We start from the raw sequence: 10,148 nt of genomic DNA, 5'->3' as shown, positions 1-10,148 counted from the left end.
TCCCGGGCCGCCATGGGTGAGCGGACGCTGGCGCTCTATCGCGAGGTTTTGCAACATTGATCCTGCCCGCGGCATCGGGCGGTTCCGCTCTAAACAGCCAAGCAATGGCACCGATGGTTGTCAATTGCCAACATCCAGCACCTCTCCTAATTGAGCCTCTTGCAAAACGCCCGATGCAGGCATGATTTTTTCGTGACGGGAGGCGAAAGCGGGAGGTGCGGGCGGCCATTTCTGGCATGATGTGGTTTCTCAATGCCAACATCATTACGCCCGCAAAATGAATGCCACCCAACGCGAACGGATCATGCAACGCTGGAATGTAATCCAGCACGAACTGATGCCCGAACTTTTGCACGAAATCGGCGCGCTGACGCCGAAGCTGGAGAAGGTCATCTATGTTCTGGAATGGGTGCGAATCGAAGAATTCACGGAATCGACGTGGTGTGGCGTGGGGCGACCGCCGCACGAGCGGGCTTGGCTGGCGAATGCCTTTGTCGCCAAGGCGGTGCTGGGGCTGACGGACGGCGTCCCCCCCGGGGCCAACGAGTGCGCCAGAAACCCCGGTGGCGCCGGCAAGAAAGCGTGGCCGTCCCCGGCGTGGCGAAGTCCGACAACCGGCCAAGGAATCGCCCGTCCAACATCAACGCCAGCAGACCCTGGCGCAAAGGCTCGAAGACATCCCAACCGGGTGTGATCGCGGCACGAAGTGCAATGCCCATGGGTACAAAGTCAGCTGGAATGGTTACAAGCTGCATATCGACACCGCCGACTGTGGCGTGCCCATCGCCGCGCGGTTGTCTTTCGCCTCGATGCACGACGGCCTTGCCGCGATTCCCCTGTCGTTGATCACCGCAGAGCGGGTGACCCACCTCGATGAGGTGATGGACGCCGCCTATTGCAGTGCCGAGATACGTGACCACAGCCGGAGTCTGGGCCATGTTCCCTTGATTGACCACAACCCGCGCCGGGGTGAGAAGATCGAATTCACCCCGGCGAAAGCCGTTCGCTATAACGAGCGCACCGTTGCCGAACGCAGCAATGCGCGGCTCAAGGATGAGTTCGGCGGCAAACATCTGAGGGTCAGGGGCGATACCAAAGTGATGAGCCATTTGATGTTTGGCGTCCTGGCTCTGTCCGCCGATCAGTTGATGCGATTGCGACGATGACAAACTTCGCCGCATCTCCAACGCCTGTGCATTCGATGATGCAGGGCAATCTTCGCGCTGAATCATGATGAATATGCCAACAGGGTAGGTTCGCCGCCAAGCCGGCCGCGCTCACATTGAAAAATCGCTCCCCGCGGGCGAATGCACCCGATTCAGAATTCTGATTTCTGACTTTTGCAAGAGGCTCAAGTGTTTTCCGGTTCCATTCCAGTCACACATCCCTGCCACAATCCCTGCCCCATCTCGTCAGTAAAATTCGCATCAACCACAAAGATAATCTATTTTTTTTCAAATAGTTAAGACGCTCTCAACGAGGCTGTCCAGCGCACTTGCAATCCGTTGGTCCCGAGTTCGAATCCCGGCCGACCCACCAGCAGTCTGAAAAAATTTGCAGCAAACGCGCATTTTCAGTATCATGCGCGCTCTTTCAAAGGCGCAAGCTGAGAAAGGGGCGTTAGCTCAGCTGGTAGAGCAGCGGACTCTTAATCCGTAGGTCCACAGTTCGAATCTGTGACGCCCCACCAAGTCACCAAGTAATTCAAGCAGAAAGCCCACCCTGACCGGTGGGCTTTCTGCTTTCCTGGCTCCCTTGGCTCCCTTGTTGGCCCTTGGCGGTAAATCCCGGCTCCACCCTCCCGTGCCGCCGATGCGGACATGGTCTGGGCCCGGTGCGCGGTGGATTGCTTGCGGACGAAAAACCGCCGGGGCGGCCTGGGTGGCGGGGTACGCAACCTCCGGGTACGCACTCCGGATACGCACCATGGCGGTGAGTTGCCAGCCCGGGCGGGCCGGCGAGGACTCCCGCGGAACTTCCCCGCCGCTCCCCGAAGGGCGGCTCCCTCACCAGAACCCCTTACCAGAACTTGTGCAACCAGCTTTTCTTGGCCCCCCGTTTCAGCAGCACCGGGGCGTACTGGGTGTCCTTCTCCTGGATGTGCTGGATCAGCCAGTCCCGCAGCAGGCAGAACAGTTCCATGCTGACGCTGGTATCGCCGGCGCGGAAACGCTGGTCGATGCTTGATATTTTTTCAACGAACAGGTCATGGCCGCGTTTGTGGAGCGTGTATTCGTCATACTCGAACATGCGCAGCAGGCACTCTTCGATGGCAAAGTGCACCTTGGTGTAATCGACTACCGCCTCGATGACCTTGGCGAGTTCTTCCTGATTGCTTTTGCGCACGATGGCTGAGTAGAGATCATTGATCAAGGCCACGAGTTTCTTGTGCTGCTCGTCGATTTCTTGAATGCCAATATCGTATTCCGGTTGCCAGGTGATCACTTCCACTGGAGTTCTCCTCATTCAAATGACAATCGTCTAAGCAGGTAATGTGCCAGACCTTGGTGCCAGACCTTGGTGCCAGACCTTGGTGCCAGACCTTGCTGCCAAGGGTTGTGCCTGGGCACTGGGGCATTTTTCTGCTTGTTTGTTACTTGATCATGTCATGCCCGGCGTCGCTGCCCGCTGTTTTTCCCGTCCGGGCAAGGGCTGCGTCATGATTGCAGGCAGTGGTCCGGAATTTGCTTCGTGGGGCTTCTGTCATGAATTATTGCAGGTGTCCCATGCGTAAACGTCAGGCGGGCTGTCCCCTTTGTGGTGCAAACATGACCGCGAGGGACTGGCTTGGTGCAACGACCGCTCTGCTGGATACGGAGCTGGGGGTGCTGGCTGCCCGTTGTCCTCACTGCCAGGGCTATCTCGAGCTTCGACCGTTGGCGGGGCGGGTGGATATCGGCTATCGGGTCGGCAAGGAAAATCATCACTTCGAGGTGGCTCTGACTCTGCCCTATCCCGGTTTGGCGGTGAACCGTCTGGAAACCGCCATACAACTGAGCGCCGGTGATGATGCCTGGGAGTGGAGTGTCTGAGACTTCAGAGCATGGCGCCTTGCCCCACCAGGGCATAGCGCAGGGCCTTGCCCAGGGCCATGTACAGCAGGCAGGGCAGCCAGTGCAGCCGCAGCCAGCCGGCGGCAAGACAAAGGGCGTCGCCGATCAGGGGTAGCCAGGCAAAGATCAGGGCGCTGCTGCCCCAGCGTTCCAGCCGTTCCTTCTGGGGCAGGCTCTCCATGCGTTGCCAGCGGGGCAGGAAGCGGCTGCTGGCATAGGTGCACATGCCGCCCAGGCTGTTGCCCAGGGTGGCCAGGCCCAGGACCGGCCAGAATTGTTCCGGGTGCAGCCCGAGGTAGCCGAACAGCAACAACTCGGAACCGCCGGGCAATACCGTGGCGGCAAGAAAACTCGCGAGAAAAATGCCCCATAAGCCCTGTTCAGCGGTGACGTGTAGCCATTCCACCCTTAAAATCCCCTCTTTGATTCAAAAAAGAAGCCCATGCCCGCGGATTACCTGCAGAAGATCCTCAACGCCCAGGTGTACGACCTGGCCGTGGAGACGCCCCTGGATTTTGCCTCGAATCTTTCCGCCCGGGTCGGCAACCGGATCTACCTCAAGCGGGAAGACATGCAGCCGGTGTTTTCCTTCAAGCTCCGGGGCGCCTACAACAAGATTGCCAGCCTCTCCAGCGAGAAGCTCAAGCGCGGTGTGATCTGCGCCTCGGCCGGCAATCACGCCCAGGGCGTCGCCATGTCCGCCGCCCACCTGGGCTGCCGGGCGGTGATCGTGATGCCCACCACCACCCCGGCGATCAAGGTCGAGGCGGTGAAGAAACGCGGCGGCGAGGTGGTGCTGGCCGGGGATTCCTACGACGAGGCCCACGCCCACGCCCGGGAACTGGAAAAGGCCGAGAAGCTGACCTTCGTGCATCCCTTCGATGACCCGGAGGTGATCGCCGGCCAGGGCACCATCGGCATGGAAATCCTGCGCCAGCATTCCCGCCACGACGGCAAGCTGCACGCCGTCTTCGTCGCCATCGGCGGCGGCGGGCTGGCGGCCGGGGTGGCGGCCTACATCAAGGCGGTGCGGCCGGAGATCAAGGTGATCGGGGTCGAGACCTTCGATGCGGACGCCATGAAGCGCTCCATCGCCGCCGGCAAACGGGTGCGTCTCGAGCAAGTCGGCCTGTTCGCCGACGGCACGGCGGTCAAGTGGGTCGGCGAAGAGACCTTCCGGCTCTGCAAGGATCTGCTCGATGACATCGTCCTGGTGGATACGGATGCCATCTGCGCCGCCATCAAGGACGTGTTCGAGGATACCCGTTCGATTCTCGAGCCCTCCGGCGCCCTGGCCATTGCCGGGGCCAAGGAATATGCCCGTCAGCATAAATTGAAGGACAAAGTGCTGGTGGCCGTGGCTTCCGGCGCCAACACCAACTTCGACCGGCTGCGCTTCGTGGCCGAGCGGGCCGAGATCGGCGAGCAGCGGGAGGCGGTGCTGGCCGTGACCCTGCCCGAAGAGCCCGGCGCCTACAAGAAGTTTGTCGCCCTGATCGGCAAGCACAACATCACCGAGTTCAACTACCGCTACCACCACCCTGCCGCGGCCCACGTCTATGTCGGCGTCCAGGTCGCAAACCGGGCCGAATCCCTGAAGCTGGTGGAAAGCCTGAAGAAGCACGGCTACCCGACGCTCGACCTGTCCGAGGACGAGATGGCGAAGCTGCATGTGCGCCACATGGTCGGCGGCCATGCGCCCCAGGTGCGGCAAGGGGGCATGAGCGAGCGGGTGTATCGCTTCGAGTTTCCCGAGCGGCCCGGCGCCCTGATGAACTTTCTCGACCAGATGAGCGCCGGCTGGAACATCAGCCTGTTCCACTACCGCAACCACGGCGCCGACACGGCCCGGGTGCTGGTGGGGATGCAGGTGCCGCCCGACGAGATGGGCGAGTTCCAGAGCTTCCTGAACAAGCTTGGCTACTGCTGCTGGAATGAGACCGAAAACCCGGTGTACAAGCTGTTCCTGGGCTGAAGGCATACCGTTTCGCATGACCTTCAGGAATGGATTGAGGATGGGCTGCTCCCTTTGCAGCGGTTGGGGCCCCCGGGTTTTTGGGTTCGACAGCATGCCTTCTTGCAACACGCCGGGAACCTCTGGGGCCTGCCGGCACACCAAGGAGATCCCGAGGAGATCCGCCCCTGCCTGTGGACGGGTAAGTTAGAATCCTTTTTTTGAAGGAACCGGCTCCGCCGCCCAATCACGATGACCGCACGCCTCCGAGAGATTCCCTACAACTACACCTCCTTTTCCGACCGGGAGATCGTCATCCGCCTGCTGGGCGAGGCAAACTGGCGGATTCTCGATGAACTGAGGAGCGAGCGCGTCACCGGCCGCTCGGCCCGGATGCTCTATGAGGTGCTCGGCGACATCTGGGTGGTGCAGCGCAATCCCTACCTGGAAGACGACCTGCTCGCCAATCAGGAACGCCGCCTAGCCCTGGTGAATGCCCTGCATCACCGCATCATCGAGGTGGAAAAACGGCGTCAGGACAGCCAGGGGGAAGACCTGGAACGCAGCGCCAAGGTGGCCCGCCTGGTCCAGGCGGCCAAGGAGGCCGTGGAGCGCTTCGAGCAGTGGTTCCAGGAAACCATCTTGTTGCGCAAGAAGGTGCAAAAGATTCTCGGGCGCCACACCCGCAAGGACAATATCGCCTTCGATGGCCTGGCCCGGGTTTCCCACGTCACTGACGCCACCGACTGGCGCGTCGAATATCCCTTCGTGATTCTCTATCCTGATACGGAAGAGGAAATCGGCGCCCTGGTGCGCGGCTGCATCGAGGCCGGACTGACCATCATTCCCCGCGGTGGCGGCACCGGTTATACGGGCGGCGCCGTGCCGCTCAGCCGTTACTCGGTGGTGATCAACACCGAGAAGCTGATCGACCTGGGCCCGGTGGAGGAGATCGTCCTGCCCGGCCACACCGAGCCCTACGCCACCATCCGCACCGGCGCCGGCGTGGTCACCGACCGGGTTTCCGAAGCCGCCGGCAAGGCCGGCCGGGTGTTCGCCGTGGACCCCACCTCGGCTTCCGCCTCCTGCATCGGCGGCAACATCGCCATGAACGCCGGGGGCAAGAAAGCCGTGCTCTGGGGCACGGCCCTGGACAACCTGGCCTGGTGGAAGATGGTGACTCCGGACGGCAACTGGCTGGAAGTGGAACGTCTGAACCACAACTACGGCAAGATCCACGAGCAGGACCGGGTGCAGTTCCGGCTCAAGCGTTTCGATGTGGGCGGCAAGAACCTGCTGGCCGAGGAAGTCCTGGAAATGCCCGGCGCCAGCTGCCGCAAGGCCGGCCTGGGCAAGGACGTGACCGACAAGTTCCTGGGCGGCGTGCCCGGCGTACAAAAGGAAGGCACGGACGGCATCATCGTCGCGGCACGCTGGGTGCTGCACCAGATGCCGCCGGTGATCCGTACCGTCTGCCTGGAATTCTTCGGCCAGGTGCGCGAGGCCGTGCCCTCCATCGTCGAGATCACCGATTACTTCAAGCCGGGTGGCAAAGGCCATCAGGCCGGGGTACGGCTCGCCGGCCTCGAACACCTGGACGAGCGCTATGTGAAGGCCGTCGGCTACGCCACCAAGGCCAAGCGGCACGGCCGCCCGAAGATGGTGCTGATCGGCGACATCGTCGGCCACGACGAGGATGCGGTGATGGCCGCCGCTTCCGAGGTGGTGCGCATGGCCAACAGCCGCGGTGCCGAGGGCTTTATCGCCGTCTCCCCCGAGACCCGCAAAAAGTTCTGGCTGGACCGCTCCCGCACCGCCGCCATCTCCCGCCACACCAATGCCTTCAAGATCAATGAGGACGTGGTGATTCCCCTGCCGCGCATGGGCGAATACTGCGACGGCATCGAGCGCATCAACATCGAACTGTCCTTACAGAACAAGCTCGATTTGTGCGATGCCCTGACGCGCTTCTTCCAGGGCGACCTGCCGGTCAAGGTGGGCGACTCGAAGCTGGACAAGGCCGAACTGATCGGCGACCGGCGCGACCAGGCCCTGGAACACATCGCCAGCGTGCGCGCCCGCTGGCAGTGGATGCTGGATAACCTCGACCTGCCCCTGCCAAAGGCCGAAGCCCGCTTCGCCGAATTCGGCATCGAGGCCGGGGAACTCACTAACAAGGCCGCCAATCCGGTGCTCTTTCACCGCCTCCAGGATTATTCGGTGCGCGCTTCCTGGAAGAAGGAGCTGAAGGAGCCGCTCGATTTCATCTTCGATGGCCCGGTGTTCCGGCCCCTGTCGGAAAAGATGGAAGCCGTGCAGAAGGAAGTGCTGCGCGGCCGGGTCTTCGTCGCCCTGCACATGCATGCCGGCGACGGCAACGTGCATACCAACATCCCGGTCAATTCCGACAATTACGAGATGCTGCAGACCGCCAACCTGGCGGTGGAGCGCATCATGCATCTGGCCCGCTCCCTGGATGGGGTGATCTCCGGCGAGCACGGCATCGGCATCACCAAGCTGGAATTCCTCAGCGAGGAGGAAATCCGCCCCTTCCGCGAGTACAAGGCCAGGGTGGACCCGGAAGGCCACTTCAACAAGGGCAAACTGATGTCCGGCGGCGACCTCTCCAATGCCTACACGCCGTCCTTCTCGCTCTTGGGCAGCGAATCCTTGATCATGGAGCAGTCCGAGGCGGGCCGCATCTCGCACATGATCAAGGACTGCCTGCGCTGCGGCAAATGTAAACCGGTATGCTCGACCCACGTGCCCCGCGCCAACCTGCTCTACAGCCCGCGCAACAAGATCCTTGCCACCAGCCTGCTGATCGAGGCTTTCCTGTATGAGGAACAGACCCGGCGCGGCATCAGCCTGCAGCACTTCGATGAGTTCAACGACGTGGCCGATCACTGCACGGTCTGCCACAAGTGCTTGAACCCCTGCCCGGTGGATATCGACTTCGGCGATGTCACCGTCGCCATGCGGAACTTCCTCAGAAAACAGGGCAAGAAGAAGTTCGTGCCCGGCACCGCCGCCGCCATGGCCTTCCTGACCATGAAGGACCCGGCCACCATCAAGCTGGTCCGAAAGGGGATGATCGAGTGGGGCTACAAGGCTCAGCGTCTGGGCCACGCCATCGGCAAGTCCCTGGGCCTGATCCAGGCGTCGGTGCAACACCCGCCCGCCACCCTGGGCCGGCCCGAGCTCAAGACCCAGATCATCCACTTCATCAACAAGCCCATGCCCGGCGGCCTGCCCAAGCGCACCTCCCGGGCCCTGCTGGATATCGAAGACGACACGGTGATCCCGGTGATCCGCAATCCCCGGAAGACCACCGAGGAATCCGATGCGGTGTTCTACTTCCCCGGCTGCGGCTCCGAGCGCCTGTTTTCCCAGGTAGGCCTCGCCACCCAGGCCATGCTCTACGAAGTGGGCGCCATCACGGTGCTGCCGCCGGGCTACCTGTGCTGCGGCTATCCCCAGACCTCGGCCGGCGAGGAGGACAAGGGCCAGAAGATCGTCACCGACAACCGCGTGCTGTTCCACCGGGTCGCCAACACCCTCAACTACCTCGACATCAAGACCGTGGTGGTGTCCTGCGGCACCTGCATGGACCAGCTCTTGAAGTATGAATTCGAGAAGATCTTCCCCGGCTGCCGCCTGGTGGATATCCACGAGTATCTGATGGAACAGGGTCTCAAGCTGGATGGTGTGCAGGGTACCCGTTACCTGTACCACGACCCCTGCCATACCCCGATGAAGATCTATCCGGGCATCAAGGTGGCCAACGAGCTGATGGGTAAACAAGTGGATCTGTCCGACCGGTGCTGTGGCGAATCCGGCACCCTGGCGGTGACCCGTCCGGACATCTCCACCCAGGTCCGTTTCCGGAAGCAGGAAGAAATCGAGCAAGGCGCCGCCCAGCTGCGCCGGGATTCCTTCGACGGCCAGGTGAAGATCCTCACCTCCTGCCCCTCCTGCCTGCAGGGCCTGTCCCGTTACCGCGGCGATGCCGGGGTCGAGGCCGAGTACATCGTGGTGGAAATGGCGAAGTACCTGCTCGGAGAAAACTGGATGGCGGATTACGTCAGGAAAGCCAGCAGCGGCGGTATCGAACGAGTTCTGCTGTAATCAGGACCTGCTGTAATCAGAGCCTGCTGTAATCAGGGCCTGCTGTAATCAGGAGCATCCGTAATCAGGAGCATCCGCGAAGACGCGCTACGCCGCGCCCTGGCCCGCATGAGCCAAGCGCAAAGCCAGGCCTGGCTCGTGCCCCAATGGCTGGAGAGCGTGCAGGCGGCCTTGAACACCCCGGGGATCCTGGACATCGACACCCCCATCAAGCCTTTGTACGGCAAGCAGGACGGTGCCCAGGTCAGCGATAACCCCAGGAAGCCGGGGCGCCCCAGCCATGCGCTACCCACCTACTGGGTCGGCAACCTGCGCCGGGTGCTCGATGTCGTGGTCTCTCCCGGGCGGGAACACCGTGCGGCCAAAGCCCATCCGCCAAACCGGGCGCCCGAACGGAGGCCATCACGAGCCGCGCCTTGCTGCTCGCCGGGGTGGGCGGTCAAGCATGCCGGACAGACCTCACTTACTTGACGCCGATGCCTGCCGCCGTGACAAGCTGGCGGCGCTCATCGCCAATATCCGTGCGGCTCTCGGTCATGTGAGGTCAGTTGCGGAGCAGTTGCCCCAGGCCAACCGCTGGAAGGCGTTCGTGGACTATGTGGTGGCGAAAATCACCCGTCCGCTGCCGCCCTGGCTTCCGCCAGAGCCGCTCGCATTGACGGGGTAACTCCCGGATTTAGGATCAGTTGCGGCACGCCACCGCAGAAGGCCAGCGCGCGCGCCGTCGCGTGCAGCCAGTGGGCGCCTGTTTGCGCGGGCGTAGCCAGAGCGAAGCAATAGCCCGAGGCACCCATGGCCGCCACGAAGATGTGGGCCTTGCCGCCGTGCGTCAACGCGATGGTGGGGCCGGCATAGTCGATGAACAGCTTCTCGCCGGCGCGGTGGACTTGGCGCATCGAGCGCTTGAGCCGCTTGGCGAATTGTCGGTAGTTCTCACAGAACTGCGAGTAGCGCCAGGGCTTGACCGGTTGCTCGGGCGTGTGCTCGTCGCTGACCTGGGCGCAGTATTCCTC

General features: G+C 62.3%; 6 protein-coding genes, 1 tRNA gene and 2 pseudogenes. 6 read left to right on the top strand and 3 right to left on the bottom strand.

All coding sequences use genetic code 11. The features are described 5' to 3' along the window. The first annotated feature begins 277 nt into the window (after window positions 1-277). Both WBH99_RS08930 and WBH99_RS08925 read left to right on the top strand, forming a co-directional pair. Window positions 278-1,166: pseudogene (locus tag WBH99_RS08930) on the top strand (transposase). Window positions 1,167-1,614: 448 nt separating this feature from the next. Continuing rightward, window positions 1,615-1,690 (top strand) — tRNA-Lys (locus tag WBH99_RS08925). A gap of 329 nt (window positions 1,691-2,019) precedes the next feature. Here the strand turns inward: WBH99_RS08925 and WBH99_RS08920 are convergent. Continuing rightward, complete coding sequence (locus tag WBH99_RS08920) at window positions 2,020-2,451, bottom strand: bacteriohemerythrin (protein ID WP_424219730.1); 432 nt, start codon at window positions 2,449-2,451, stop codon at window positions 2,020-2,022. Window positions 2,452-2,768: 317 nt separating this feature from the next. Here WBH99_RS08920 and WBH99_RS08915 point away from each other — a divergent pair, with 317 nt between their 5' ends. Beyond that, entirely contained in the window at window positions 2,769-3,032 is a 264-nt protein-coding gene (locus WBH99_RS08915) for a hypothetical protein (RefSeq protein ID WP_424219729.1), read from the top strand. A 4-nt stretch (window positions 3,033-3,036) separates the two neighbouring features. On the opposite strand, the gene WBH99_RS08910 is transcribed toward WBH99_RS08915, so the two are convergent. Further along, window positions 3,037-3,459 carry a YqaA family protein gene (locus WBH99_RS08910; RefSeq protein ID WP_424219728.1) on the bottom strand — a complete coding sequence of 141 codons (423 nt, stop codon included), beginning with the start codon at window positions 3,457-3,459 and terminating at the stop codon, window positions 3,037-3,039. 36 nt (window positions 3,460-3,495) lie between these two features. On the opposite strand from WBH99_RS08910, the gene ilvA reads away from it, so the two are divergent. The 3 genes from ilvA (at window position 3,496) to WBH99_RS08895 (ending at window position 9,606) form a co-directional block, all read left to right on the top strand. Next, entirely contained in the window at window positions 3,496-5,028 is a 1,533-nt protein-coding gene (gene ilvA / locus WBH99_RS08905) for a threonine ammonia-lyase, biosynthetic (protein ID WP_424219727.1), read from the top strand. Window positions 5,029-5,259: 231 nt separating this feature from the next. Next, window positions 5,260-9,135 (top strand): DUF3683 domain-containing protein, encoded by a 3,876-nt coding sequence (locus WBH99_RS08900; RefSeq protein ID WP_424219726.1) that lies wholly within the window; start codon window positions 5,260-5,262, stop codon window positions 9,133-9,135. Between the two features lie 108 nt (window positions 9,136-9,243). Then, entirely contained in the window at window positions 9,244-9,606 is a 363-nt protein-coding gene (locus WBH99_RS08895) for a hypothetical protein (protein WP_424219725.1), read from the top strand. Between the two features lie 206 nt (window positions 9,607-9,812). On the opposite strand, the pseudogene WBH99_RS08890 reads toward WBH99_RS08895, so the two are convergent. Then, a pseudogene (locus WBH99_RS08890) lies at window positions 9,813-10,148 on the bottom strand (IS21 family transposase); the annotation flags it as partial.

This window comes from Azovibrio sp., from assembly GCF_049658005.1.
Taxonomy (GTDB): domain Bacteria; phylum Pseudomonadota; class Gammaproteobacteria; order Burkholderiales; family Rhodocyclaceae; genus Azovibrio.
Note: the sequence above shows the minus strand (reverse complement) of the source record. Positions and strands in the feature narration are given on the sequence as shown.

What these genes read in the sequence shown, in the direction of transcription:
- WBH99_RS08915 (WP_424219729.1), top strand. Translation starts at nt 2,769, where the DNA reads ATGACCGCGAGGGACTGGCTTGGTGCAACGACCGCTCTGCTGGATACG.
- ilvA (WP_424219727.1), top strand. Translation starts at nt 3,496, where the DNA reads ATGCCCGCGGATTACCTGCAGAAGATCCTCAACGCCCAGGTGTACGAC.
- WBH99_RS08900 (WP_424219726.1), top strand. Translation starts at nt 5,260, where the DNA reads ATGACCGCACGCCTCCGAGAGATTCCCTACAACTACACCTCCTTTTCC.
- WBH99_RS08895 (WP_424219725.1), top strand. Translation starts at nt 9,244, where the DNA reads ATGAGCCAAGCGCAAAGCCAGGCCTGGCTCGTGCCCCAATGGCTGGAG.